This is a genomic window from Lentzea guizhouensis (assembly GCF_001701025.1).
GTDB classification, from domain to species: Bacteria; Actinomycetota; Actinomycetes; order Mycobacteriales; family Pseudonocardiaceae; genus Lentzea; species Lentzea guizhouensis.
In genome coordinates this window covers 6231625-6256065 of record NZ_CP016793.1, presented here as the reverse complement: position 1 = coordinate 6256065, position 24441 = coordinate 6231625, and the positions used below count along the sequence as shown (strand labels likewise).

Sequence of the window (24441 nt, the reverse complement as noted above, 5' to 3'; positions counted from 1 at the left end):
CTCCGTCGGCCCCGTGAGCCCTTGGACTGTATTTTCAGCAGCGAGAAGCGGGATGGCGTACGCATCACAGCGACAAGGCGAAATCGCAGGACGCCGGGGACGGACTCGCGGCCATTGGGGCGCCTCGATCCTCAGGGGTCGCTGACTGGCCCAGGCAGGAGCGCACTGGATCATGGAGATGGCGGGTCCAGAAACACCGCGTGCTTGGGCAACACGCCGGGCAAGCCGTTTCCGTGGCCGGTCACCCCAGCCTCTGCAAGACCACCCGTCCACGCGAACACGCCAGCCAGCACCCCTGCGACCGCCGCCGAGCCGCCCGCGATCGCAAGGCCGAAACGTCCCGAAGCCAAGCCGACCAGCCCAAGCACCACGAGCGCGCCGCCGACCCACACGCCCCATCGCCACCGCTCACGCCTGTGCTCCGTCGCCGCGACGCTGTACACGGTGAACGTCAACTCATCCGAGCAGGCGGGGCACCGGATCTGGTGCCGCACGACCGGTTCTCCGTCCGCTGGACGCCGCACCTCCCAGGAGGCGGCGCCCTGGTACTCGAACGCGGCCTCGCCCGGCGAGGTGCGTGCCCAAAAATTCACTCGATGACGTACCACGGCTCGATGACTCCTGGCCGGCTTCACGGCACGCCAAATCCTTTCCGCTGCGCGACTGACGCGACCCAGGCGAGCCCGCACGCGCATGCAGGCATGACCAGACGACGTACTCATGGGCGACTTCGAATGCATTGAGGACAGGATCGTCGAGGTGTCGCCTGTTCGCATTCAGGTCGCATGGTGGGGCTTACGGCCATGAATGCGCGGAACCGGTGTCGGTCGGGTCGTCCAAGTGGCCGGTGAAGCGAGGGTGACGGCGTACCGCGGTCAGCGCGTCCTCACGGGTGCGCTGCACGTGGAGCAGGTCCTGGGTGTCGGTCAACCGGATGGGTTGTGCCACCGTTCGCCGTCCTGCCACAACGGCGAATCTGACGCCCAACTGGTCGGCGCGTTGCCGTACCTCGAGCAGCACGGCGATGCCGATCGAACCGAAGAACCCCACGTCGTCGAGATCGACCACCAACGCGGCGGCCCGGCCGGTCATACAGGTGAACAGCGCGCCCCGGATCTCTCGGAAGGTGTCGTGGTCGACATCGTCACGGACTACGGCGATCACCACATCCTCAACGGTAGTGACCTCGACCATGACCGACGGCTGCTCGACCTCACCGCGCATCCTGCTCCCTCGCCCCACAGACACACGCCCGATTCGCTCCTGCCGCTCATACCCATTCGGAACCCAGCTGACACTCCGACACACCTCCCACCGGAGGATGAGGATCACCGGGTGGGCGGCGCCGTAGGACGCGTCGTCGAGCAACGCGTCCACGTCGTCGTCGACCTACCCGGCCGCGCCCGCCAGGTGCGCCGTGGAGTTGTGCACCCTCAACAACCAAGTCCCAGCAGGACTTCCAGGCCGATACCGCCACCAGGTGACCCCGGTGTGCGCTACGTCCATCTCCACCCGCCCGGAGCTCCCGCAAAGAACCTCGTGCACAGCGTCGAACACCCCGCTGTGCGTCACCACCACAACCCGCCGCGCCCCCTCGGCCCCGGCACAAAGATCCCCGAGGAACGCAGCGACCCGAACGCAGAACGAGGACCAGTCCTCAGCCCCCTCAGCGAACTGCCAGACAGCTCTCTCCCGAGGAGGCGGAAGCACAGCGGCAGCGTCGTTGACGATCTCGTTCAACCGGGCGTCGCCCCTCACCGGGAGCCCGGCCACCTGGGAAATCACCGCAGCCGTGCCGGCGGCACGGGCGAGCGTGCCGGACCACAGCTCGGTCGGCTCCTGCTCAGCCAGCCAGAGCGCAGCCGCGCGAGCCTGCATCGACCCGGTGGCGGACAACGGGCGCAACGGCGAGCACCGCACATCGTGCCCGTGCCGGACCAGGATGACGTCCACGGTCAGGTGAGGGAGACCAGGTGCCGTCCGAGGACGAAAGCCTCGGCCGCGGCGACGCCGGCCTGCATCCCCCGATAGGCCGCCAACGTGCGCACCCCGTGCGTCGACCGGGGATGCGGAGCTTCGAACACCTCGTACCAGTACCTCTCCAACGCCTGGCACTTGAGCTCCACGAACCCGGTCACGTTGTGGAAGACGTTCGGTTCGAACGGGGCGACGAGCCCGGTCTGTTGTTCGGTGGACGACGGGACCTCGAAGTGCAGCACCTGTTCGACGGACCCACGCCCCAGCAGGCGGGTCACGTACACGACCGAATGCGCGATGAGGCGGTGATCGGTGTGGATGTCACCGGGATGATGGCTGTAGACCACGGTCGGCGAGAAGGCCCGGACAGCCTGTCCGACGAGGTCCACGACGACGTGCTGAGGCCCGTCGCCAGGCAGTGCACCGTCGACGGCGAGCCCACCGAAGTGAACGTCGCTGACTCCGAGGATCTCGGACGCCTCGCGGCAGATGGATCGTGCCTTCTCGAGCGTGACGCCCCGGTGTCGCAGCGACACCCCCTCAGCGAGGATCAGCACCCGCACGTCGGCGCCGCTCGCGGTCAGCGCCGCGATCGTCGCGCCCGCCCCCAGCACCTCGTCGTCCGGATGAGCCGCGATCACGAGCGCTCTCATATGGATTGAACCTAGAGATATCCACCTCCACGGTCATGTCACGAAAAAAAGGGACAAAATGTCGGCGGACAACAAATAAGAACCTGCGAGATCAGCCTGTGCTACGGTGGGTCCTGCGCTGGCGTCTCCGGGGGGAGGATGCCAGGAGTTGCGATCTGCACGCTTGGGCCGACTGGGGAGCCGGCCCCGCCACCGCGACAACTCCGCGGCTGCGACCAGCGACATTCGCACATTCTGATGCCATGGGGGCGACGGTGGTTCGGGTTTATCTGGTGGACAGTTCACCTGTCTACCTCACTGGCTTGTCATCCATTCTTTCCGCGCACGACATCAACGTTGTTGCGGCCCACACGACGTGGAACGCTGCCGCGGCCGCGGCCGCCGACGTTCTCGTCGTCGACCCCCAAACGCTGACCGACCTCACCCTGTCCGCCCTTGTCGGCGGCACCAACGCCGTGCTCGTGCTCGCCGACGCCGCCGACGTGCACTTGATCCGCCAGTACCACGAAGCGGGAGCCCGGGGAGCGGTGGACCGGCGGGCCAGCGCGTCGCGAATAGTGGAAGCCATCGACAGGGTCGCCGGCGGCGGGCAGTTCTGGCCGGGCGGACTTCACGCGGACGAACGCACCGATCAGGCGGACACACCTTTATCCGCACGCGAGCGACAGGTGCTGAACCTGATCGCGCACGGGCTCACTCACGGGCAGGTCGCCAACAGACTCGCCATCAGCAGGCACACCGTGGACACGTATGTGAAACGTATTCGCACAAAGCTCAATCTGGGCAACAAAGCCGAACTCGTCCGCGCCGGAATACTTCGCGGCCGCAGCCGTTGATCATTCCACTCGACTTCGACAGAAGTTGAACGAACAACGTTCGATGTGAGCAGTGCAGCAGGGGGAAGCTGTGTCTTTCGTACACGACAAGCGACGTTCGGATGATGTCGGCCTCACGTTCGCGGACTCGGAACGCATGGGCCGGGTCTCCGGCGACCCGGTCGAGCCGACAGGGGCGTGGGATCTGACAGCTGCCGGACCGCAGCGCGATGACATCGAGGCAACACTCGCCGAGGCGTCCGCGTTGATCAAGCTCGCGATGGACAACCACCAGGCTCACAGGAACGGCGATGCCGTCGAACGCCTGCCGTCGCTCGAAGCTCGCAGGCGGGCGATGCTGGGATTGGCGGCGAAGGCGCGCCTGGTGCTGAGGTGCGTCGCGCCGCCGCCCGGCGACGGGTTGGACGAGCTGATCGACGCGGTGTCGGATTTACCGTGCAACGGCACCCGTGTGCACATGCTGTGCTCGCCGAAACACCTGTCGGGCTCGATGCGCAACACGTTGGTGGAGGTCGCGGACAAGGGTGTGCACGTCCGAGTGGCGAAGTGCCTCGTGCCGCACCTGGTCGTCGCGGACGGCGGCGCGGCGCTGCTCGGCACGCGCTCCCGCTCAACGGGCACGAAGATGATCGTCGTGCGCACGTCGGGGGTGCTGCTGGCGTTGCAGACCTTCTTCTTCAACATCTGGTCCGGCGCGGCGAGCCTCGACGACTACGTCCGGCTCAGTGACCGCAGCCTCGGCAAGATGGGCAGTCGTGTTCTCAACGCTCTCAGCGCAGGGCACACCGACAACGTCGCGGCGCGCGAGCTCGGCATGTCGGTGCGCACGTATCGCAGACACGTCGCGGACATCATGCGGGAGCTGGACGCGGCGTCCCGGTTCGAAGCCGGGATGCGCGCCGCCGCGCTGGGTCTGCTCTCGCCAGGGCAATGCGCGCCGTGACCCGGGTGAGCTCCTGGCTGACGATCGCCTGCTGTGCCGCCATGCTGGTCGTGTTCGGCGTGTGGCCGGATCCGCCGGGACATCAGGGATATCCACCCACGACGGTGCCGCGACTGCTCGCCTGCCTGGCCGCGCTGTCGGCCATCGCGGCTGTGGTCGCGCAACGACGGGCACCGCGGCCGGCCGTGGTGCCCGTGCTCGTGCTGTCGTGGATCTCGTTCGGCGCCCTGGCGCTGAGCGGAGGCGTCGTCTTCGAGCTGCTCGCCGCCCTGCACATCGTCCCCTCCCGATCGGACGGCCCCACCACGGCGTTGCGCGCACTCGCCATCATCGCCGCCGCCACGATGCTGCACTGCACCCTCGGCTGCCGGACCTCGCGCCACCGCGCAGCGTCCACCCCGGACAGGCGCTGGTCGTGGTGGGGTTACGCAGCCTGCGCGCTGGCCTTTCCCTATCTGCTGCTGAAGGCCTACTGGTCCCTGGGCGGGACGCACGGCTTCGTGCAGGCTGACGCGCTCAACCGCTACTTCGGGGGACCGTGGGGCGCCTTGTTCGCCGGCTGGGGCACCGTGATCGCCGCGATGGTCGGGGCAGCGACCGCGCTCGCGCTGGTGTGGCCGGGGGGTGAGCGGCTGCCGCGGTGGCCGCTGCTCGTGATCGGCTGGATCGGGGCGGTCCTGCTGCTGAGCGCGGGCATGTCCGGCGTCTACGGGGTGATCAAGACCGCCGTCGACCCGGCGTCCGCCACGCAGGGGTTCGTCACCGGGTGGGTGTTTCCCCTGGTGTACGGGAACTTCGCGGCGTGGGGCGTCGCGCTGGCTGCCACGACGTCCCACCACCAGCATCAGCGTTGAGCGCCGCGGTCACCCGCACCCGCCCGCGTGCCCGCCGTCGGTCACGACCGCCGGCGGCGCGGGCGTTTCGTCACCCGGCTTGCTCGGCGGCGCCGCGCGGACCGTGTCGGCGAACGTCGCGAGCCGGTCGAGTCCCCAGAAGTGGTCGAAGCCCCGCACGAAGAACGGCACTCCGAACACCCGGTCGTCGTGTGCCGCCAGCAGCGCCGCGACGCCCCGCTCCCGTACGGCGAGGTCATCGGCGGCGTTCGCGGTCCGCGTCGGATCGAGACCGAGCCCGGACGCGATGTCCGCGATCACCCCCCGGTCGCAGATGTCCCTGCCCTCCTCCCAACGCGCCCGGTGAACGCCCTCGGCGAACTCCGCGCCCAGCTCACAGGACTCCGCGACGAGGTACGCCAGGTGCGGCACCTCCCAGCACGGATCGGGGTCGTGCGGCCAGCGGAACGTCAACCCGCGCGCGGCTGCCAGCCTCCGGACGTCCTGCAGCACGTAGAAGTGCTTCTCCCTGGACATCACCGCGTACACGACCTGCCCGCCTGCCTCGCCCAGCATCCGGGTGGTCTGCTCGTCCGGCTCCCAGAACGGGATCCACGTCGTCGCGGCGGCGACATCCCCGTGCGACCGCAACAGCTCCCGATGCGCCAGCCACGAGTAAGGGCTGCGGAACGAGAAGTAGTAGCGCAACCGATCCTTCTTCATCCATCCCCCATCAGATGATCATGCCGCCGTCCACGTGGAACACCGACCCGGTGATGTACCCCGCCCGGTCCGACACGAGGAACGACACGAGGTCCGCGACCTCGTCCGGCCTGCCGAACCGTCCCAGCGGAACGGACTTCAGCGCCTGCCGGCGCACGGACTCCGACAGTCCGGACGTCATGTCGGTGTCGATGAACCCCGGCGCCACGACGTTGACGCGGATGCCGTAGCGGCCCACCTCCTTCGCCAGCGCCTTGCTGAAGCCGATGATCCCGGCCTTCGACGCCGAATAGTTGCTCTGGGTCGCGTTGCCGAACACTCCCGCCACGGACGAGAGGGTGACGATGCGGCCCGACTTGCGTTTCATCATCCCGAAAACGACCGAGCGACACGCGTGGTAGGTGCCGTCGAGGTTGATGTCCAGCACGTCGTGCCACTCGTCATCGCTCATCAGCAGCAACGGCTTGTCCCGCACGATCCCCGCCGAGGTGACGAGCACCTCCACCGGGCCGAGGCGGTCCTCGACCTCGGCGACCAGGTCGCGGACACCCGCGCCGTCCGAAACGTCGGTCGCGCGGGCGAACGCTTGGCCGCCGAGTTCCTCGATCTCCTTCACCAACCGCAGCGCCGCGTCCGGATCGCCGCCGCGATGGCAGATCGCGACATCGTGCCCGGCTTCGGCGAGCCGGCGCACGACGGCCGCGCCGATCCCCCTCGTGCCGCCGGTCACCAACGCGACCGGCCTGGTTCCCGTTGTCACGCGGGCGCTCCCGTCAGCTCGGTCGCCGGCCTCGTGGCGACGGCGACCCGCCCGACCTCCAGGACGGTCTCACCGGCGACGACCGACTCCCCTTCGAAGATCGCGGCGTCGGACACCGCGCGCAACAGCCGGACGCGGTGCTCGAGCACGTCGCCCGGGAACACCTCGCGGTGGAACCGGATGTCGGCCATCCCGCCGAACAACATCACGGTGCCCGCCGGTGCGCTCGGGTTCGGCTCTCGCTCCGTGACCAGCAACCCGGCCGCCTGGCACCACGACTCGATCACCATGACCTGTGGATACGCGAAGTCCACAGCAGACTCGGGCAGCTCCCGGTACCACGGCTCGTTGCAGGTGACGGCCTTCAGCGCGGTGAGGCGCTCACCCGGCACCAGCTCCGTCACCCGGTCGACGAGCATGATCGGGTAGCGGTGCGGGATCCTCTTCCGGATACCGGCGGTACCGATCTCCAGCGGTCTGGTCATGACGTGCCCTCCTCGAACCTCAGTCGTACGAGCGCCGCCCGGCCCCGCTCCGTGGTGACCTCCGCCACGCAACGCCACCCGTCACCGTCGCGGATCCAGTCGAGGTCGATTGCGAGCTCGTCGCCCGGGAACGCCGGGGTGACGAACCGGGTCGAGATGACCGCGGCCAGCCGGATCGGGCGATCGACCGGCGACACGGTGAGCGCGCTGCGGTGCACGCATTCGACGATGCAGACACCGGGGAAGATCGGGAACCCGGGGTAGTGCCCCTCGATCACCTGCTCCCGCGGTTCGATCCGGTACACCGCCGATCTGGGGCCCCGCAGCTCGACCACACCGCTCAGCGGCGTGATCACGCCGCTGCCTCGGAGATCTTCTGCTGCAGCAGGTCGTAGACCTTCTGCAGCGAAGTCAGTTCCATCAGTTCCGACTCGGCGAGCTTCACCTCGTACCGCTTCTCGAGAATCACCATCACCTCCAACGCGAGCAGCGAGTCCGCCCCCAGGTCGTCACCGAAGTGTGCGTCGTCGGTGACCAGGTCCGCATCGACGTCGAGCACGTCCGCGACGATCACCCTCAGCTCGTCCTTGCCCAGAACAGCGCTGGTCATGTGTTTTCCTCTCTCGGTGGAGCCATCTCAGCGAGCACCGCGTCCACCACGTCCAGCCGGTAGGTACCCGCTGTGAAATCGTTGTGGCGCAGGAGTTTTCGATGGAAGTCGACGTTGGTGGTCACGCCGTCGCAGCGAAACTCGCCGAGCGCCCGGTCGAGCCTGCGCAACGCCCGGTCCCGGGTCGGAGCCGACACGATCACCTTGGCCAGCAGCGAGTCGTAGTAAGGCGGCACGAAGTATCCGGCGTGGGCGTGGGTGTCCACGCGGACACCCGGACCACCGGGAAGGTCGAGCCGCGAGATCCGGCCGGACGAACCCGCCCAGTCACGGGCGAAGTCCTCGGCGTTGATCCGCACCTCGATCGAGTGCCCGGAGTGCGACACGTCCTGCTGCGCGAACGGAAGCGGCTCACCCGCGGCGATCCGGATCATCCACTCGACGATGTCGACGCCGGTCTGCTCCTCGCTCACCGGGTGCTCGACCTGCAGCCGCGTGTTCATCTCGATGAAGTACGGCTTGCCGTCCTCGTCGACGAGGAACTCGAAGGTGCCCGCGTTGACGAACGACGTGCGGCGGGCGCCCCTGACGGCCGCGGCGAAGAGCGCGTCGCGCCCCTGCGTGGTCAGGAAAGGCGACGGCGCCTCCTCGACGAGCTTCTGCTGCCGCCGCTGTACGGAACAGTCCCGTTCGCCGAGGTGCACGACGGTCCCGTACGCGTCGGCGAGCATCTGCACCTCGATGTGCCTGGCCGCGGCGACGTACTTCTCCAGGTACACGCGGTCGTCGTGGAACAACGCCCGCGCGGCCGCCTGTGTCGCGTGGAACGACTCCTCGAGCAGCCCCTGGCGCGTTACGACACTGATCCCCCGCCCACCACCGCCGGCCGCGGCTTTGATCACGAGCGGGAAGCCGATGCGGCCGGCGACCTCCCACGCCGCCTCCATCCGGCGCACCGGCCCGTCGGAGCCGGGCAGCACCGGCACGCCCGCCTCGCGCATCGCCGCCCGTGCGGCGATCTTGTCCCCCATCAGCCCGATGAGCGCCGCGGGCGGGCCGATGAACGTGATGCCGGCCGCGGCGCAGCTCTCCGCGAACACGACGTCCTCGGAGAGGAAGCCATAACCGGGGTGCACGGCGTCCGCGCCGGTCTTGGCGCAGGCGTAGAGCACGGCGGTCACGCTCAGGTAGCTCTGCGCGGCCGGGCCCGGCCCGAGGCACACGGCCTCGTCGGCCAGCCGCACCGCGAGGCTGTCGGCGTCCGCCGTGGAGTGCGCGACGACCGTGCGGATGCCGAGCTCTCGGCAGGTCCGGATGATCCGCACGGCGATCTCGCCGCGGTTGCAGACGAGCAGTTTCGTGAACACCGCGCTCAGCCGATCTCGATCAGGGGCTGGCCGAACTCCACGACCTCACCGTCAGCGACGAGGATGTCCCCGACCGCGCCCGCCCGGTCGGCGAGCACGGCGTTCATCATCTTCATCGCCTCGACTATCGCGACCTGCTGTCCCACCTGGACGTGGTCACCCGGCTCGACGAACGCCTTCTCGTTCGGCGCGGGCCTGCGGTAGAAGACACCGACCAGCGGCGCGGTCACCTGATGGCGGTGACCACCAGGGTGTTCATCTTGCTGCCCGGGTCGCGACGCCGGGGTGAGCGCGACCGAGGGCTCTGCCGCGTGCTGCGCCGCCTCGATCTCCACGGCGATCCCGCCCCACTCGACCTTCAGCCGGGTGACCGTCGTGCCCCTGATGCTGTCGACGAGCTCCCGGACACCGGCCCACAGCCGTTCGACCTCCTGATCAGACATTGAGCACCTCCAGTGCTGACGTGCCGGAGCGCCGGCTCAGCGCGGCGGTCCCCCATGACCGCAGCCGGCGATAGCGGGCGGCGACGAGCTCGTCCGGGCTGCAGCGCACCAGGTCTCCCAGCGAGCGGCGGACGGCATTGGCGACCGCCGCGCGGCAGCCGGGTCGGTCTGTGCGCCGCCGGGCGGTTCGGGAACGAGCTCGTCCGCGACACCGAGCCCCAGCAGCGCCGCGGCATCGACCCGCAACGCCCGTGCGGCCTGCGGTGCGCGGCCGGCGTCACCGAAGAGGATGGTGGCGCACCCCTCCGGGCTGATCACCGAGTAGACCGCGTTCTCCTGCACCAGCAGGCGATCCCCCGTCGCGAGCGCGAGCGCGCCGCCGCTGCCGCCCTCGCCCGTGATCACGGTGACGATCGGCACCCGCAGGCCGGCGGACAACGTGATCAGCTCGGCGATCGCGGCGCTCTGGTTGCCTTCCTCGGCGCGGATCCCCGGATGCGCGCCGGGCGTGTCGACGAACGTGATCACCGGCTTCCCGGCGCGTTGCGCGAGCTCGAACAGCCTGGCCGCCTTGCGGTAGCCGGAGGGCTGCGGCATTCCGAAGTTGCGGCGGACGTTCTCACGGGTGTCCTCGCCCTTGCACGACCCGACCACCACGACCGGAGTGTCGTCCAGCCACGCGATGCCGCCGACGACAGCCTGGTCGTCCTCCACCGCCCGGTCGCCGTGCAACTCGACGAACCCGGTGAAGATCTGCCCGATGTAGTCGGTCGCGTTGGGCCGCTTGGGATCGCGGGCAGCACGCACCGCCTCCCACGCGTCGACGCACCGCACGGGCACGGCCGTCGCGGGTGCCGCGGCTACCGGCGGGGTCGCGTCACCCGAGCACCAAGCGATGATCGCGCGCACAGTCGCGGCGAGCCCCGCGCGGTCGACCACCATGTCGACGTGGCCGTGTTCGAGCAGGAAACCGGCGGTCTGGAAGTCTTCCGGCAGTCGCTGCCGGATGGTCTGCTCGATCACCTTCGGCCCCGCGAACCCGGCACGCGCACCGCTCTCAGCAATGATCATGTCGCCGAGCGCCGCGAACGACGCCGCGACACCGCCGTACACGGGGTCGGCGAGCACGCTCACGAACGGCACGCCCGCGGCGCGCAGCCTGCCGACCGCTGCCGAGGTCTTCGCCATCTGCAGCAGCGAGAACACGCCTTCCTGCATGCGGGCACCACCCGATGACGACACCACGACGAGTGGCGTCCGCGTCCGCAACGCGGTCTCCGCCGCCGTCGTGACGGTCTCCCCGACCACCGCGCCCATGCTGCCGCCCATGAACCCGAAGTCCAGCACCACCAGCACGACGGGGTGCCCGCCCGTGCGCGCGACACCCGCGATCACCGCGTCCGTGAGCCCCGTGGACTCCCGCGCACGGGACAGCCGCTGCGAATACGGCTCGCGGTCGACGAAGCCGAGTGGGTCCGCCGCTTCGACGTCGGCTCGTTGCTCGGCGAACGATCCCTTGTCGACGAGGGACTCGATCCGTTCCCGCGCCGGCAACCGGAAGTGGTACCCGCAAACCGCGCAGACGCCCAGGCTGCGGCGCAGCTTCTCGCCGTGCAGCTGGGAACGGCAGGACGCGCACGACAGCCACGTGCCGTCCGGTGTCGCGGTGAGCCGCGCGAGTATCGCCCGTCCCTTGTCGTTCATCGTCATGGTCCTCCCCAGGCTCCAGTCAGCTCAGCTGCAGCAGTGCGGCGCCGACCGCGCCGTCGTGGTCCGCGGAGGTCAGCAGGACGTGCCTGCCGGCGCCACCGAAGCGGCCGAGCGCGGCCACGAGCTGGAACGCCCCTGACGCCGCGCCGGTGTCGCCGATCAGATCCCCCACCGCGACGACATCGGCGACATCGGCGACACCGTCCGGCAACGCCTCGCGGTCGCTCTCGGCACCGATCAGCGCAGCATCCACTGCGGACTCGTTCAGGCCCTCGAGCACCCGGCGCACGCACCGAGCGAGCACCGGGGTCGCATCTCCGTGGTGCACACCGACACTGAGCCCGAGCACCTCCGCCAGCGCGGTGCGCCCGTGCCGCTCCGCCTGCTCCTCCGGTTCGAGCAGCAGCAACGCGCACCCCTCGCCCAGCGGACCGGCCGCGTCGCCGCGCACGTGCCAGTCCAGCCACGACCGCGCGGTCGAGAACTCCTCGGCGGCCCCGAACAGGACGGTGTCCGCGTGGCCCGCGCGCTGCAGCCGCAACGCGTACCGCAGCGCGAGCAGACCTGTCAGCCGGCCGGCCGCGATGGTCGTGTTCGGCCCGCGCAGGTCGTGCCAGATCGCGCACTGCCCGGCCGCGCAGTTCATCACCGTGTTCGGGAACCGCGCCGGGTCCACGAAGTAGGGGTGCTCGCCCACCAGCGAGTCGCGGGTGAAGTCCATGATGCTCTGCGCGCTGCCGGTGTTGGTGCCCAGCACCAGCGCCGCGTGCTCGCCGACCCCGCCGATGCGGTCGCCGTTGCCGTAGCGCACCAGGCGGTCCACGGCCGTGACGGCGAGTGCGGTCACCCGGTCCATCGAGCGGGTGCCCTTCTTGCCCAACACCTCGCGGATATCGAAGTCCGGCACGAGACACGCCTGTTCGGCAGGCGTCTGCCACTTCTCTCCCAGCGGGGCGAACGTCGGGGTCCCGTTGCGCACGCCCTCGACGAAGTCCGCGGCGCGCAGACCGAACGGTGACACGGCCGACCAGGCCGAGATGACCGGCCGGCGTGCGGTGGTGACGTTCATGGAATCCTCGCGTTTCGTGGTCAGACCGTGAGTGTTTCGCCGCCGTCGACACCGATCACGTTGCCGGTGATCCACGAGGTTCGTGCTCCGGACAGCAGGACGATCGCCTCGGCGACGTCCTCCGGCCGGGTCAACCTGCCGTGAGGATTGCGTTTGGTCGCCCGGCCGAGCAGGTCGTCGCGGTCGGGGATCTTCTCCAGCGACGGCGTGATGGTGACCCTGCGCGGATCGCGTTCACGGCGACGCCGGACGGCGCCAGCTCGACCGCCAGCTGCCGGACGTGCGCCTCCAGCGCGGACTTCGCAGCCGATACCGCGCCGTAGTGCCGGGTGACGCGGCGGTTGCCGTCGCTGGTCATCGCGAAGACCTTGGCGCCCTCGGGGAGCAGCCCCGCCGCGTGCAGGTCCTGCGTCCAGTACACGAGTGAGTGCGCCATGACGTTGAGCGTCATGTCGAGCTGCCGCTGGTTGATCACCGGTTCGTCGGCCCACCGCACGAACGGCAGCAGGGTGCCGAACGCGAGCGAGTGCAGCAGCACGTGCACACCCGCACCGCCCGTCAGCTGCCGGATCTTCGGGATCAGCGTTGCCCGCGTCTGCGTGCTGGCGGCGTTGACGTTGAAGTAATGCGCCTGCACACCTTCCGCGCGCAGCTCCTCCACCGCCACCTGGACCTTCTCCGCTGCCTCCGCCATGTCGAAGTGCACGCCGACCACGTTCACCCCGGCGCGGGCGAGCATCTGCGCCGTGGCGAGCCCCATGCCGCTGGACGCGCCGAGCACCAGGCACCACGTGCCCTGCAAAGATGTCCACATCAGACAGTCCCGTCCTCGATCTCGGCTCCGCTGGTGATGGCGGCCACCGCCACGTTTCCGGTGGGGGCCGCGGTGACGACCACGGCGGGCGTTCCCGCCGCGAGCGCGCCCGCCACCTGCAGCAGCGGTTCCAGGCATCCCGCGCCGGCGTGGCGGCTGTCGTCGTCCGCGCCGAACGCCCGCGCGACGGCCGCACCGACCAGCGAGTCGTCGAGACGAACCGGGTGTCCTGGCCTCACACCGAGTGAGTCCAGCGCCGCCGCGGCCAGGTCGGCCGCCGAGTCGAGCGTTGGGCGGGACGAAGAACGTCCGCACGGCACCGCCCGTACGCGCGGCCGCCCCGCGCGCACCTGGTCAGCGGGCTCGAGCACCAGTCACCGCGCCCCCTCCACGCGGTCGGGGGCGTCGACCGGCGGGCGCTTCGGTGACCCCGACGAGCAGCCACCGCGCCCGGCCGAGCGCGACCGCTCGCGCGCCGATCTCGATCGCTTCGAGTCCGGCGATCCGCGGGCTCGTGACCGTCACGTTGAAGCCCTTGAGCCCGTGCTCCGGTGCGAGCCTGCTGCCGATCAGGTTGATGGAGAAGAACGGCGCGAACGCCGGGCTGATGTCGTCCGAGCTCGCGTGCACGACCGTCCGGTCCATGTCGGCGTGCAGCGGCGACACGGCGCTGTTCGTCCCGATGACCACACCGCGCTCGATGTCCTCGGCGGACTCCAGGCTCGCTCCGCTGTCGGCCAGCGCCGACTTCGCCGCGGCGAGCAGGTGGTGTGCGGGCGGCGGCAGGTACTTGTAGCCGCGCCGCCCGAGCTCCTCGCGGTGGTCGAACCAGCCGTCCCACGCGCGAACCGGATCCGACTCGGCGGCCTTGACGGCGTCGCGTCCCCTCGGTGACACCACGCCGATGCCCGTGACGAGGAGGTTCATCGTCACACCACCTTCCTCAGGACGAGGGAGACGTTGTTGCCGCCGAACGCGTACGCGTTCACCACGACCGTCGGCCGCGATAGCCGCGCCGGGGTCTCGGGCAGCGACAGGCCGAGTTCGCTGTCCGGGTCGGCGAGCGGGACGTTCGGCGGCACCCAGCCGTTGTGCGTGATCAGCGCCGCGGCCAGCACGCCCATCGCACCCGCCGCGCCACCGGTGTGGCCGATCAGCGACTTGAGGCTGTAGAGGGGCGGCGGCGTGCCCATCACGTCGTGGAGCGCTTCGGCTTCGACCGCGTCGTTCAGCTCGGTTCCGGTGCCGTGTGGCACCACGAGGCCGATGTCGCCCGGCGACACCCCGGCATCGGTCATCGCCTGCCGCATCGACCGGCGGATCTCCGCGCCCGTCGGCTCTGGCGCCGTGTTGTGGAAGGCGTCGCAGCTCCAGCCCTCGCCGGCGAGCTCGGCGTACATGCGTGCACCACGAGCCCGCGCCCGGTTCGCCGGCTCCAGGACGAGCATCGCGGCACCCTCGCCGAACACGGTGCCCGCGCGGTTGCGGTCGAACGGACGGCAGCGTTGCGGATCGATCGCGCCCAGCCGGTCGAAACAGCCGAGGCCGACCCGGGAGTACGCCTCCGCTCCCCCGGCGATCACGACGTCCGCCTCACCCGACCGGATCAGGTCGGCGGCCACCGAGATCGCGTACCCGCTGGCCGCGCACGCGTTGCTCACAGTGGTGTTCGGTCCGCGCGCACCGACGAGCTCCCCGACCGCGGCACCGACGGAGAAGGTCGGCATCCACTCGCTCGCGAGCTCGCCGGACACCCGGCGGGCCTCGTGCGCCGCCGACTCCCCCATGCCCGTGCCGACCACCACCGCGATCCGCCGCGGATCGGGGGCGTCGAGCCGCGCGTCGCGCACCGCCTCCTCGGCAGCGCGCAGCGCGAACCGCGTAGCGGTCGCCGGCGTCTCTTCCCAGTCCGGCACCGGGTACAGCAGCGCCATCCGCACGTTGGCGTGCGGATCGTCGAGCGGCTGCGGGGTGCTGCGCGCGCGGATCATGCCGCTCCAGAACCGTTCGCTGCCGATGCCCAGACACGACAGCACTCCGAGGCCGGTGACGACCACCTCGTTCATCCCGCCTCCCCGAGCAGTGCGCTCAGCACCCGGTCGTCGAAGTTGACCAGGCGCATCGACGGACCCTTCTCGATCACCGCGTAGCCGTGGGTGATCACGCCGGTCGCGATGGGGACCGCCCGGCCGTCGCGCACGACGTGGCAGTCCATCCGGCTGGTGTAGGTGAAGTCCTTGAAGACGTCCTCCACGGTGAACGCCGTGTGCAGCTCCTCCTCCATGGCGGCCTCGCCGAGCAGCCGGATCCGCGAGTGCGGCACCACCGGGATCCAGCCGGCCTCGTCGAGCATGGTCCTGATCGAGATGCCGCGATCCGCGAGGAACAGGTCGACGACCTCCTCCATCACCCGCAGGCAACCCGACATCTGCATGCGGTCGGTGAAGTGGCAGTAGAAGTAGGGCACTCGCGACGTCCACACGAACCGGTTGGCACCGGGGGGCATGTCCCGCACAGGGCCGCTGATGCGATCTACCACGAACGGGCTCACCTCGTGCGGTAGCGCGGCCTCCGGCGCGCGCTCGTGGTCACGGCGCAACACCGCGGCCGCCGTGGAGGTCACGGCCTTCGCCGGCCTGCCCGACCGTTCGGCCTCGATCACGACGCGACAGCGGAACTCGGCACCGGGCAACGGGGTCACGTGCGCTGCGACCACCTCATCGATGCGCAGCGCGTGCAGGATCCGGGTGTCGAGCTCGACGACGTCCAGTCCGACGGCATGGCGCTCGTACAGGTCGTGCGCGGGCAGCCCCCGCTCACGGAAGTGGTTCAGCACCGCCTCTTCGACGATGTAGTTGACGTGCTTGAACCCGATCCAGGGGCCGATGTTGGCTCCCTCGTACGCGGGCCGCACCCGCAGGGTCGTGGTGCTGTCGGACAAGCTCATCCGGGTACTCCAATGCTGAGGAAGCTGTTGACGAGACCCGCGAACTCCCGCGGGTGCTGCACCATCGGGAAGTGGCCGCTGCCGGGCAGCACGTGGACCTCGGCGCGGGGCAGCGCGGCAGCCAGCAGGAGGCTGTCCGCGGGGAACGACGCCGGATCCTGGTCGCCGCCCACGACAAGACACGGGATCGTGACGTCGTCCAGGCTCAGCGTCGGCGTCTGCAGGTAGGCGTCGAAGAACCTCGTCCACCCGCAGGGGCCCACGCGTTCCCGCACCTTCAACGCCATGTCGAGCTGAACGTCTGGACGCACGCGGCTGTTCGCCCTGACCTTGATGCCCTCCAACAGGATCTCGTGGAAGTTGTTGAGGTAGTAGGAGATCGTCTGCCAGTCGAAGTCCTCGACGGCGGGGCGGTAGAACGGCGCCACGAACACCGCGGCCCGTACGGCAGGCACGGCGTGCTGTGCCAGCAACGTCAGCATCATGTTGGCGCTGAAGGAATGCGCGATGACGACATCCGGCCCGCCGGGGACCGCCGCGACGGCGTCGAGCACCCAGCCGCTCGCGTCGTGCCGCTGCGCCCATCCGCCGAACCCCTCACCGCGCCACGGCAGGTCCGCCGCCCACAGCTCGCATCCGGAGTCCGCCAGCGGCCCGAACTCCCGCCAGCTCGACGCGCTGCCCGCGAGACCATGCAGCATCAGCACGCGCAGCGGAGCGGACGACTCCGCGGGCCTGGCGAGCGTGACCCGTACCGGATCCTCGTGATACGTCAAGACGAACCCCGTTCGACCTGGCCCCGTTCGATGAGGCAGCCACCGACCACGTCTCCCGGATCGCCCGCCGTGATCACCGCGGTCGCCGCGTCGTTCGCCCGCAACCACTCGTCGGCCACGGCGCACTGCAGAACCCCGAGTGCGCCTGCCGCGTGCCCGAACACCGTGTTGACGTCCCGTACGACCACACCGGCGCGAGTCGGTTCCGGTCCGGGCGTCAGCCACAGGTCCGGCGTGCGCAGCTCGTCCAGGCAGGCCGCGGGCTCCCGCGTCCGCACGAACCCCGCGATCCGCGCGCCGGTGCCCTCGCGGGACAGCACGAGCGCCACCGCGCCGTCGAGCACCTCGCCGCCGAGCAGCCGTTGAGACGCCTCGCCGGCCGGCTCCACCCCGACCACCACGACCCGGCGGGCACGGCCCGACTCAAGCAGAGAACGCGCCCAGAACAGCGCGTCCACGCCCGAGGTATTCCCGTTGCACACCGTCAGGTTCGGTCCGCGCAAACCGAACCTGATCGCCACCGACGAAGCCACGACGTTGCTTGACGCGTTGGGCAGGTCCATCGGACTGACGCCGCGCGTGCCCTCCTGCGCGATGGTCGACGTGACCGCGCAGACCGTACCGAGGTTTCCGGTCACCGACGCGACGACCACCGCGGTGAGCCCGTCGCCCGATCCCTCCACATCGGACTCAACTGCGTCGGACAACGCGTCGCGCACGGCGCACAACGCGAGCTGAGTGGCGCGGTCCTTGTACCGCAGGCCACGGGCCCCGAGCCGCTGCGCGGGGTCGACCGGCGGCGCCTCGCCGACCGGGATGTCGGCCAGCAGGTCCGCGGGCTTGCTCACACCGCGCAACGCGAGCCCGACCCCGTTGATCCGCACGGTCACGACGTCGCCCTCTCCACGACGGCCACGGCGTTGACACCGCCGAAGCCGAACGCGTTCACCTGGGCCACCCGCAGGTCCGGGTCGTGCACGACCTCGTGCGCGAACCGGAAGTCCTGTGCGGCCTCGATCGGATTGGTGAGTCCCACGGCGGGCGGCACGCGGCCGTGCGCCATGCCCTTCACCGCGACCACGAGGCCCAGCAGCCCCGCGCTGCCCGAGGTGTGCCCGGTCATGCCTTTGATCGCCGCGACGTGCGGGCGCCCGACCTCCTCACCGAACACCGCGGCCATGGCACGCGCCTCGGCCTCGTCGTTCAGCAGGGTTCCCGTGCCGTGCAGCAAGACGAGGTCCACGTCGCCGGGCACGACACCCGCCCGCGCGTGCGCGTTCTCGATGGCGTCGGCGATGCCGCGGGGGTCTGGTGCGGTGACGTGCTTGGCATCGCAGTTCAACGAGACCGCGCGCAGCCGCCCGTGCGCTGACGGGCTCGCCCTGCGCAGCACCACCGCCGCCGCGCCCTCCCCCATGAGCGCCCCCTTGCGTGCCCGGTCGAAGGGCCGCACGCGGTCGGGTGGCTCGAGGTTCACCCGGTCCAGCAACCCGTTCATGCTCTCGGTGATCGAGTCGACGCCCGCGACGACCACGGTGTCCGCCTGCCCGGAGTCGACCAGGTCCGCGCCGAGCGCGACCGCGTGCAACGACGCCGAACACGCGTTGGCGAACGTGTAGGAGGTCAGCGCGCCGAACCGCCTGCGCAGCGCGGGCCCGAAGTCGAGGTCGGCTGCCTCGAACACGGCGCCGTCGCGCCACCACAGCTCGGCCGACCTGAGCTCCCGCAGCCCCGTACCGACGATGATCGGCACGTCGGTCAGGTCCTCGCCGATGCCGGCGTCCTTCACGGCCTGCGCGATCACGTCGACCAGCCACCGGGTGGCCCGGCCGGGCTCGTCCACGCCGGGCGTCAGCCGGTCGTCGATCTCGAACGCCCCCCGCGCGCGGAACTTCGCGTGGTCGAATGCCCGCAGCTCGCTGAGCCCGGTGCGTCCCGAGCACAGCGCCTCGAAGACCTCGTCGGCGTCGCGGCCCACGCTGGTGATCGCGCCAATCCCCGCGATGTCGTGACTCACGACGCCTCCCGGTACCGGCCGAAGACCACCACGGAGTTGTTGCCGCCGAAGGCGAGCCCGTTGTTCTGCACGACGTTGACCTCGCGGTCGACGCGCACGTTCGGCACGCATTCGACGTCGCACTCCGGGTCCGTCTCGACGTGGTTGATCGTGGGCGGCACGAAGCCCTCGGTGATCGCCAGCGCGCACGCGACCGACGCCAGCGCGCTGGCCGCTCCCATGCTGTGCCCGATCATCGACTTGATCGAGACAACAGGTGGCCTCGCGTCGCCGTACACCTCGCGGATCGCCCGTGACTCGGTGACGTCGTTGGCCTTGGTCCCGGTGCCGTGCGCGGAGATGAAGTCGACCTCGCCCGGTTCGACCTTCGCGTTGCGCAGCGCGAGACGCATGCACCGCGCGACGCTGTCGCCGTTGGGCGCCACCGGGTGGTGGGCGTCGCAGTTGAGCCCGTACCCCAGCACCTCGGCGTAGATCGGGGCGCCGCGGGCGAGCGCGGACTCAAGGCTCTCCAGCACGAGCACTCCCGCGCCCTCGCCGGTGAGGATGCCCTTGCGATCACGGTCGAACGGCTGGCAGCGCTCCGGCGCGATCGTGCCCAACCGGTAGAAGCCGGTGAAGGTCTTGCGGTCCAACGCGTCCGCGCCACCGCACAACGCGAGGTCGACCTCGCGCGCACCGCGTCGTAGCCGTAGCCGATCGCGTAGTTGCCCGCCGAGCAGGCGGTGGCCACGGTGATCGCCTCGACGTCGACCAGGCCGAACTCGCGTGCGACTCCGACCGCGAGCCGACCGGCGGGAACCCGCCGGGCCAGCGCGGCCTGCATGCCCCGCGGCCCGTGCTCGATCTCCTGTTCCACCAACCGGTCCAGGTCACGCGACTCGCCGTTGGTCGTGCCGATCGACACGAGCGTCCGCGCGGCGCGCAGGAGCTCTTCGTCGAGCTTCGCGTCCGACACCGCCATCCTGGCTGCGGCCACCGAGAACTGGCCGGCCCGGCCCAGCTCGGCGACGTCGACGTTGCTGATCCAGTCAGCCGCGTCGAACCCGACGACCTCGCACCCGTTGGCGTACTGGAAACCCGTGGTGTCGAAGGCCGTGATCGGCCTGACCCCGCTGTGCCCGTCCCGGATCGCCGAGAGGAACTCGTCCACTCCGAGCCCCACGCTCGACACCGCACCGAGGCCGGTGACCACGACCCGGTGGTCCACCCCTGACGTCTGCATCCATCCCCCAAAGAAGGCTCGCTCAGCGTGCGGCGAGCACGCCGTCCACGACCGCGTTGATTCCCCGCAGGTTGACCATGCGGACGAGTTCCTGCTGGTCGATCAGAATTCCGAGCTGCTTTTCCAGCGCCGCCAGGATCTCGATGGCGCGCAACGAGTCCGCGTCGTGGTCCTCGGCGAAGAGACTGGTCTCGGTCACCTCGTCGGGATCGATTTCCAGGATCTCGCAGACAATCTGCTTGATCTTCTCTTGGCGGTCCTCAACGGACGAAGACACGATAAGCCTCCGGAAGAATGTGAGAATGGTGGTTGCACTCACATCCGAGCTTATGAGCGGATTCGCCGACCTTCAAGGAAAGTAGCCGGAACCTGCAAACGGTGATCGTTCAGAGCGATTCGACCGCGTTCTGTGGCATCTTCTTGCCAACAACGAGCAGGCCCGCGCCCAGCATCACCCACAGCGTGCCCCACACCAGGCCGGCCACCACGTCTGTCGCGTAGTGCGCGCCGAGCGCCACTCGCGACCACGCGACGGCTCCGGCGAGCACCGCGGCGGGAATGCACACCGCCAGCGTGAACCGTTGCGGCAGCAGACTCGCGACCCACACCGCGACCAGCACGAATCCAGTGGTCGCGCCGACCGCGTGCCCGCTGGGGAAGCTGAACCCGAACTCCCCGCCCGCCACGCACTCGAACACGGGCCGCGGCCGGGTGAACGCGTTCTTGAGCAGACCGGTGGTGTACGTCGCGAGATACGGAACGACGACAAGCACCACCGCGGCCCACCACCGCCGCAGGACGAGCGCCGCCACCGCGGACGCCGCTGCCAGCACGGTCACCGGCATCGGGTTGCCGAGCGCGCTCAGCGCCCGCGCCACCTCCCCGAGCCCCGCGCGGCACAGTCCCTCGCTCGTCGCGTCGTCATCCGCCAGAAGCACGAACGCTGACGCCAGGACGTGCACCCCCAGCCAGCCGAGCAGAAACCACCGGACAGGCCCCCCAGTCATGCGAAGTCCCCTTACGCCGCCCGCCACTTCGTGCGGTACCGGGTCAATGTCCACACACCGGCCGAGAAGACGACCAGCACGACCACGTCGAGCGCGGCCCGGGGTGCGATCTCGCCGATGAGCACCTGCCGCAGCAACGACGAGGCGTAGGTCGCGGGGTTGAGGTGCCCGAGCCACACCAGGAACCGCGGCAGCAGCTGCTCGGGGATGGTCACCGGGCCGACCGCGATCATCGCCATGGTGATCCCGAGGCTCACCGACGACGCCTCGTCGATCGTGCTCGACCGGCTGCCGACCCACGCCCCCAGCCCGGCGAACGGCAGCACCACGAACGCCAGCACGGGCAGGAACAACGGTGACGGGCTGATCGGCACGTCCAGCACGAAGATCCCGAAGAGCGACGTGCACACGACCGCGGGCAGTGCGAGCACGGTGAACGCGCCGACCGTCCCGATGATCAACGCCTCCCTGCGGACCGGGAGCGAGGCGTAGAAGTCGAACGCACCGGTGGTCTTCATGAAGGCGAAGTTGCTCGCGACCTTGTTCTGCGTCTCGAAGAGCAGCGCCATGGTGATGCTGCCCGCCAGCACGTACTGGACGGCCTGGGGGCCGCTGTTGCGCGCGAAGAGCCCGAGTGCGCCCATGGTCGCCATCGGGCCGAGCATGCCGGTGAGCAGCATCTGCGGCCACGACCAGCGCCAGTTGGACATCTGGATGAGGAACAGCGCCCACACGACCTGGGGGAACTTCTGCGGCGCACGGTTGCCGACGCCGGTCGGGTCACTGAACATGGTCGAAGTACACGTCCTCAAGTGTCTTGAACTGCAGGCGGAACTCGAGCAGCTCCCGCAGGTCCACCTCCGCCACCAGGCGTGGCAGGTCCTCCAGTTCGATCTGCGCCGTCACCCTGTCCCGGTGCCGGCTCTGCACGACCACGTAGTTCGGCAGGTCCACGGGCGTGCCGTCGCGCAGGGTGATGTCCAGCGTGAGCGATCGGGGCAGCCGTCGTTTGAGCTCGCCCGGCTGCCCGAGGCCGACCATCCGGCCGTCGCGCATGATGCCCACGCGTTCGATGACCTGCTCGGCCTCCAACGCGTTGTGCGTGATCAGGATGATCGTGCGGCCGTCGTGGTTGAGCCCGCGCAGCAGATCCCACACCTGCCTGCGGCGCACGGGGTCCAGCTCGTTGGTCGGCTCGTCGAGGATCAGCACGGGCGGGTCGCCGATGATCGCGACGGCGAGCTGGAGCAGCCGCCGTTCGCCGCCGGACATCTGCCGCACGACCTTGTTCCGGCAGTCGCCGATGTCCAGCCGGTCGATCACGAGGTCACGTTGCCGCCGCGCCTGTTTCGACGACAGGCCCCGCAGGTACGCCGTGAAGTACAGTGCCTCGCACACTCGAAGGCTGTTCAGCGCGAACGCCGTCTGCGGCATGTAACCGACCTGCGTACCGACGAACCGCGACTCCGCGACGACGTCGTGACCGAAGAGCCGGATGCTGCCGCTGTCGCTCTTCAGCAGTCCGATCATCTGCTTGATCAGCGTGGTCTTGCCCGCCCCGTTGCTCCCGAGCAGTCCGAAGAACTCGCCCTGCGCCACCGAGAACGTGATGTCGTCGTTCACCGGCGCACCAGTGGGCGAGAACCGCTTGGACACCCCGACGACCTCGTAGGCGATCAACTGCTCGGCTCCTGTCGGCGCTGCCAGATCGTGCGCACGACATCCGCTGCCGCGGTCAGCCCGCGCGGAGCGGGGAGCCCCTCGGTGCCAAGACCCGACATCCGGAAGAACCCGCTCATGGCGGGGTCGGTCGGCAGGTAGCCGTGCGAGGCCGAGCGAACGGCCTCGCACCGGGGGCCCGGCGAGTACTGGAACTCGGTGTGCGCACCGGACGTGATCGCCAGCCTACCAATCCTCGGCCCGTCGGCTCGCAGGCCCAACGACCGCAGCCCGGCGGCGTCGAGCACCCGCACCGACGGGTGCAACGAAGTGACCGCGACCGTCAGCTTCTCCAGTTCCGCCGCACTCAGCGGGGTGTCCGCGTACAGGAACGCGCAGTTGGAGTCGCCCTGGAAGATCATCCGATCTGTCCAGCCCAGGTCCTCCAGCACGCTGTCCGGCCGGATGTGGGTCTCCACCCAGTCGATGCCGTGATCGGAGAAGAACACGTAGCTGGCATCGGGACCGATCGTCTCGGCGATCATCATGACGTTCGCCTCGATCGTTCGGTAAGCCTGCAGCATCTGCGCGCGCGCCAGCGTGGACTCGTCCCGCGCGCCCCGCGCGGCATGCCAGTACAGGAGCTCCTGAGCGTGGTCGGCCTGGTTGAACCGGACGAACAGCACGTCCGGCTCGTACCGCTGCGCGACGTGCACCGCGGCCCTGCCGATCCAGTCGGCGCTGGGCGCCTCGTGGAAGTCGTGGCCGGGATTGGCCGTGTACTCGACCGACAGGGAGCTCGGCCCGTCAAGGTGCGCCAGCTCGGCGTTGGTCAGTCCGCCGAAGGCCATCGTCAGCACCGCGGTGCCCACGGCCAGCCGCACCCGGCCGCCGTCGAGGGCGGACGGGGTGATCGCGAACGAGACCGCTCCCTCCCGCACGTGACCCCGGACGCGACCCGTCGCGCCGTACCGCAGCCGGACCGGGTCACCGTCCTGCACCTGTACCAGCACCACCCGTTCGCCGTCCGGCTCGGCCACGTCGGTCACCATCACCTCGACGGGCTGCTCGTAGTACTCGAGCACGCAGCCGCCGACGAACGTGCCGTAGAGCATCTCGGTGAGCGTGACGTCGACCGAGCGCGCCGGCGCGTAAAGGCAGTACAGCGCCGGGCACTGCGCTGGGAACGGCTGGCGGGAGAACGTCTGCGGGAACTGCACGGCGGCCGTGCTCGCGCCCTCCGCGGCGAACCAGTCGAGCAGCGACGGCGCGGTGAGCGACGTGTGCTCGTACGGGTGCAGTGTTGCGACGGGGTTCGCGCATCGGCCGCGGATGTCGGCCACGGGCTCCCCGGACCAGAAGCGGTTGCCGACGATGCCGTGCCCACCGGCGTCGACGCCGGTGAGGAACGAGGCGTGCGCGGGAGCCGTCGAGGACGGGAAGATCGTCGGCAGCACCGTCGCCCGACCGCCCGCGTGCCGGGGGAACCGCGTGCCGATGTCGAACAACCCGTACCGCCGCACGACGTCCGCGACGCCCCCGTCGATGCAGAAGACGACCACTTTCGGTGTGCGCACGACGTCCTCC

30 protein-coding genes and 1 pseudogene are annotated in these 24441 nt (G+C 69.9%); 3 read left to right on the top strand and 28 right to left on the bottom strand.

The window, feature by feature from the left end; all coding sequences use genetic code 11:
- Positions 1–170: 170 nt before the first annotated feature.
- The 4 genes from BBK82_RS30670 to BBK82_RS30655 all read right to left on the bottom strand — a co-directional run bounded on the left by BBK82_RS30670 (position 171) and on the right by BBK82_RS30655 (position 2630).
- A complete protein-coding gene (locus BBK82_RS30670) occupies positions 171–635 on the bottom strand; it encodes a hypothetical protein (RefSeq protein WP_154697598.1) in 465 nt (154 codons plus the stop codon).
- Between the two features lie 160 nt (positions 636–795).
- Positions 796–1224 (bottom strand): STAS domain-containing protein, encoded by a 429-nt coding sequence (locus tag BBK82_RS30665; RefSeq protein WP_154697597.1) that lies wholly within the window; start codon positions 1222–1224, stop codon positions 796–798.
- A 165-nt stretch (positions 1225–1389) separates the two neighbouring features.
- On the bottom strand, positions 1390–1953 hold the full coding sequence (locus BBK82_RS30660) for a histidine phosphatase family protein (RefSeq protein WP_065918098.1): 564 nt from the start codon (positions 1951–1953) through the stop codon (positions 1390–1392).
- 2 nt (positions 1954–1955) lie between these two features.
- On the bottom strand, positions 1956–2630 hold the full coding sequence (locus BBK82_RS30655; RefSeq protein ID WP_065918097.1) for a PIG-L deacetylase family protein: 675 nt from the start codon (positions 2628–2630) through the stop codon (positions 1956–1958).
- 242 nt (positions 2631–2872) lie between these two features.
- Between BBK82_RS30655 and BBK82_RS30650 the strand changes: the two genes are divergently transcribed.
- The 3 genes from BBK82_RS30650 (at position 2873) to BBK82_RS30640 (ending at position 5263) form a co-directional block, all read left to right on the top strand.
- The gene (locus tag BBK82_RS30650) at positions 2873–3466 is read left to right on the top strand and encodes a response regulator transcription factor (RefSeq protein ID WP_065918096.1); all 594 of its coding nucleotides are present in this window, start codon (positions 2873–2875) and stop codon (positions 3464–3466) included.
- 70 nt (positions 3467–3536) lie between these two features.
- Entirely contained in the window at positions 3537–4409 is an 873-nt protein-coding gene (locus tag BBK82_RS30645) for a helix-turn-helix transcriptional regulator (protein WP_154697595.1), read from the top strand.
- Positions 4410–4414: 5 nt separating this feature from the next.
- Positions 4415–5263 carry a hypothetical protein gene (locus BBK82_RS30640; RefSeq protein ID WP_154697594.1) on the top strand — a complete coding sequence of 283 codons (849 nt, stop codon included), beginning with the start codon at positions 4415–4417 and terminating at the stop codon, positions 5261–5263.
- 9 nt (positions 5264–5272) lie between these two features.
- On the opposite strand, the gene BBK82_RS30635 is transcribed toward BBK82_RS30640, so the two are convergent.
- The 24 genes and pseudogenes from BBK82_RS30635 to BBK82_RS30525 all read right to left on the bottom strand — a co-directional run bounded on the left by BBK82_RS30635 (position 5273) and on the right by BBK82_RS30525 (position 24431).
- Positions 5273–5965 carry a 2-hydroxychromene-2-carboxylate isomerase gene (locus tag BBK82_RS30635; protein ID WP_065918093.1) on the bottom strand — a complete coding sequence of 231 codons (693 nt, stop codon included), beginning with the start codon at positions 5963–5965 and terminating at the stop codon, positions 5273–5275.
- Positions 5966–5975: 10 nt separating this feature from the next.
- Positions 5976–6725 carry a 3-oxoacyl-[acyl-carrier-protein] reductase gene (gene fabG / locus BBK82_RS30630; RefSeq protein WP_065918092.1) on the bottom strand — a complete coding sequence of 250 codons (750 nt, stop codon included), beginning with the start codon at positions 6723–6725 and terminating at the stop codon, positions 5976–5978.
- A complete protein-coding gene (locus tag BBK82_RS30625) occupies positions 6722–7210 on the bottom strand; it encodes a 3-hydroxyacyl-ACP dehydratase FabZ family protein (RefSeq protein ID WP_065918091.1) in 489 nt (162 codons plus the stop codon). Before BBK82_RS30625 ends, fabG begins: the two co-directional genes overlap by 4 nt.
- Positions 7207–7566: an ApeI family dehydratase gene (locus tag BBK82_RS30620; protein WP_065918090.1), complete on the bottom strand. Its 360-nt coding sequence runs from the start codon at positions 7564–7566 to the stop codon at positions 7207–7209. The genes BBK82_RS30625 and BBK82_RS30620 overlap by 4 nt, the downstream gene beginning before the upstream one ends.
- Positions 7563–7820 (bottom strand): acyl carrier protein, encoded by a 258-nt coding sequence (locus BBK82_RS30615; RefSeq protein ID WP_065918089.1) that lies wholly within the window; start codon positions 7818–7820, stop codon positions 7563–7565. The genes BBK82_RS30620 and BBK82_RS30615 overlap by 4 nt, the downstream gene beginning before the upstream one ends.
- Entirely contained in the window at positions 7817–9187 is a 1371-nt protein-coding gene (locus tag BBK82_RS30610) for an acetyl-CoA carboxylase biotin carboxylase subunit (RefSeq protein ID WP_065918088.1), read from the bottom strand. The genes BBK82_RS30615 and BBK82_RS30610 overlap by 4 nt, the downstream gene beginning before the upstream one ends.
- Positions 9188–9192: 5 nt before the next feature.
- Positions 9193–9630: an acetyl-CoA carboxylase biotin carboxyl carrier protein gene (locus BBK82_RS30605; RefSeq protein WP_065918087.1), complete on the bottom strand. Its 438-nt coding sequence runs from the start codon at positions 9628–9630 to the stop codon at positions 9193–9195.
- A gap of 36 nt (positions 9631–9666) precedes the next feature.
- A complete protein-coding gene (gene accD, locus BBK82_RS30600) occupies positions 9667–11334 on the bottom strand; it encodes an acetyl-CoA carboxylase, carboxyltransferase subunit beta (protein WP_237047668.1) in 1668 nt (555 codons plus the stop codon).
- 25 nt (positions 11335–11359) lie between these two features.
- Entirely contained in the window at positions 11360–12409 is a 1050-nt protein-coding gene (locus BBK82_RS30595; RefSeq protein WP_065918086.1) for a beta-ketoacyl synthase N-terminal-like domain-containing protein, read from the bottom strand.
- A gap of 20 nt (positions 12410–12429) precedes the next feature.
- Positions 12430–12582, bottom strand: a complete 153-nt coding sequence (locus BBK82_RS55625) for an SDR family oxidoreductase (protein WP_250637380.1) — start codon at positions 12580–12582, stop codon at positions 12430–12432.
- Positions 12540–13223, bottom strand: a complete 684-nt coding sequence (locus BBK82_RS30590; protein WP_218920374.1) for an SDR family oxidoreductase — start codon at positions 13221–13223, stop codon at positions 12540–12542. Before BBK82_RS30590 ends, BBK82_RS55625 begins: the two co-directional genes overlap by 43 nt.
- Complete coding sequence (locus tag BBK82_RS30585; RefSeq protein WP_065918085.1) at positions 13223–13594, bottom strand: hypothetical protein; 372 nt, start codon at positions 13592–13594, stop codon at positions 13223–13225. The genes BBK82_RS30590 and BBK82_RS30585 overlap by 1 nt, the downstream gene beginning before the upstream one ends.
- Positions 13578–14150: a beta-ketoacyl synthase N-terminal-like domain-containing protein gene (locus BBK82_RS30580; RefSeq protein ID WP_065918084.1), complete on the bottom strand. Its 573-nt coding sequence runs from the start codon at positions 14148–14150 to the stop codon at positions 13578–13580. Before BBK82_RS30580 ends, BBK82_RS30585 begins: the two co-directional genes overlap by 17 nt.
- A gap of 2 nt (positions 14151–14152) precedes the next feature.
- Positions 14153–15289, bottom strand: a complete 1137-nt coding sequence (locus tag BBK82_RS30575; protein WP_065918083.1) for a beta-ketoacyl-[acyl-carrier-protein] synthase family protein — start codon at positions 15287–15289, stop codon at positions 14153–14155.
- Positions 15286–16170, bottom strand: a complete 885-nt coding sequence (locus BBK82_RS30570; protein ID WP_065918082.1) for a thioesterase family protein — start codon at positions 16168–16170, stop codon at positions 15286–15288. The genes BBK82_RS30575 and BBK82_RS30570 overlap by 4 nt, the downstream gene beginning before the upstream one ends.
- Complete coding sequence (locus BBK82_RS30565) at positions 16167–16946, bottom strand: alpha/beta fold hydrolase (protein ID WP_083268251.1); 780 nt, start codon at positions 16944–16946, stop codon at positions 16167–16169. Before BBK82_RS30565 ends, BBK82_RS30570 begins: the two co-directional genes overlap by 4 nt.
- Positions 16943–17836 carry a beta-ketoacyl synthase N-terminal-like domain-containing protein gene (locus BBK82_RS30560; RefSeq protein ID WP_065918081.1) on the bottom strand — a complete coding sequence of 298 codons (894 nt, stop codon included), beginning with the start codon at positions 17834–17836 and terminating at the stop codon, positions 16943–16945. Before BBK82_RS30560 ends, BBK82_RS30565 begins: the two co-directional genes overlap by 4 nt.
- Positions 17833–18963 carry a beta-ketoacyl synthase N-terminal-like domain-containing protein gene (locus tag BBK82_RS30555; RefSeq protein ID WP_065918080.1) on the bottom strand — a complete coding sequence of 377 codons (1131 nt, stop codon included), beginning with the start codon at positions 18961–18963 and terminating at the stop codon, positions 17833–17835. The genes BBK82_RS30560 and BBK82_RS30555 overlap by 4 nt, the downstream gene beginning before the upstream one ends.
- Positions 18960–20188: pseudogene (locus BBK82_RS30550) on the bottom strand (beta-ketoacyl-[acyl-carrier-protein] synthase family protein). Before BBK82_RS30550 ends, BBK82_RS30555 begins: the two are co-directional and overlap by 4 nt.
- A 22-nt stretch (positions 20189–20210) precedes the next feature.
- Complete coding sequence (locus BBK82_RS30545; RefSeq protein ID WP_237047667.1) at positions 20211–20507, bottom strand: acyl carrier protein; 297 nt, start codon at positions 20505–20507, stop codon at positions 20211–20213.
- Between the two features lie 67 nt (positions 20508–20574).
- Entirely contained in the window at positions 20575–21195 is a 621-nt protein-coding gene (locus BBK82_RS30540; RefSeq protein ID WP_065918078.1) for a phosphatase PAP2 family protein, read from the bottom strand.
- 11 nt (positions 21196–21206) lie between these two features.
- On the bottom strand, positions 21207–21986 hold the full coding sequence (locus BBK82_RS30535; protein WP_065918077.1) for an ABC transporter permease: 780 nt from the start codon (positions 21984–21986) through the stop codon (positions 21207–21209).
- The gene (locus BBK82_RS30530; protein WP_218920373.1) at positions 21976–22875 is read right to left on the bottom strand and encodes an ABC transporter ATP-binding protein; all 900 of its coding nucleotides are present in this window, start codon (positions 22873–22875) and stop codon (positions 21976–21978) included. The genes BBK82_RS30535 and BBK82_RS30530 overlap by 11 nt, the downstream gene beginning before the upstream one ends.
- Positions 22872–24431 (bottom strand): alkaline phosphatase family protein, encoded by a 1560-nt coding sequence (locus BBK82_RS30525; protein ID WP_218920372.1) that lies wholly within the window; start codon positions 24429–24431, stop codon positions 22872–22874. Before BBK82_RS30525 ends, BBK82_RS30530 begins: the two co-directional genes overlap by 4 nt.
- Positions 24432–24441: the final 10 nt, after the last annotated feature.